Annotated in this window: 1 protein-coding gene; it reads left to right on the top strand. The window is 79.7% G+C overall.

Annotated elements, in window-relative coordinates:
- Positions 1-773: AfsR/SARP family transcriptional regulator (locus tag DZF91_RS42735; protein WP_147341280.1), on the top strand; the 773-nt coding region annotated here is incomplete at both ends.

The following is a 773-nucleotide window of genomic DNA, read 5'->3' as shown; positions in this document are numbered from 1 at the left end:
GCGCCGGCTCGCCGCCGAGCGGCGCGCGGAGGCGATGCTCGGCCTGGGCGCGGCGGCCGAGGCCGTCCCGGACCTGGAGGCGCACGTCGCCGCCGACCCGCTGCGCGAGGACGCCTGGCGGCTGCTGGCCCTCGCGCTCTACCGCTCCGGACGCCAGGGGGACGCGCTCGGCGCGCTCCGCCGGGCCCGGGACGTCCTGACCGAGCAGCTCGGCGTGGACCCCGGCCCGGCGCTGCGCGGCCTGGAGGCCGACATCCTCGCCCAGGCCCCCCACCTGGACGCCCCACAACCCCAGAACACGCACCCATCGCGGCCCCACGAGGCGCAGGCGGCGAAACCGCGGAGCGAGGAGGCGGCACGCTCGTCGCAGGATGAGCAGGGGCCGCGTGCATCCGTGGCGGAACAGCCGACGACTCGTCCGGAGGCCGATTCGGCGCGGTCCCGAGTGGGGCCCAAGGCGGGACGGACGGGGACGCTGCGGCTCGTTCCGCCGGACGCGGAGACGTTCTTCGGCCGGGACGCCGAGACCGCCCGCCTCCTGGACGCCGCCGGACGCGCCGCCGCCGGGCGGTTCCAGGTCGCCCTGGTCGGGGGTGAGGCCGGGATCGGCAAGACCGCGCTGGTCGAGCGGATCGCGCGGCGGCTCGCGGCCGACGGCTGGCGGGTCGCGTGGGGCCGGTCGGAGGAGGCCGGGGGAGCGCCGGCCGCCTGGTCGTGGGCGGAGATCCTGCGCGCCCTCGCCGCCGGGACGCCCCCGGACGCCGCGCTCGCCG

It is taken from the genome of Actinomadura logoneensis (genome assembly GCF_003428695.1).
Taxonomy (GTDB): Bacteria; Actinomycetota; Actinomycetes; order Streptosporangiales; family Streptosporangiaceae; genus Spirillospora; species Spirillospora logoneensis.
Note: the sequence above shows the minus strand (reverse complement) of the source record. Positions and strands in the feature narration are given on the sequence as shown.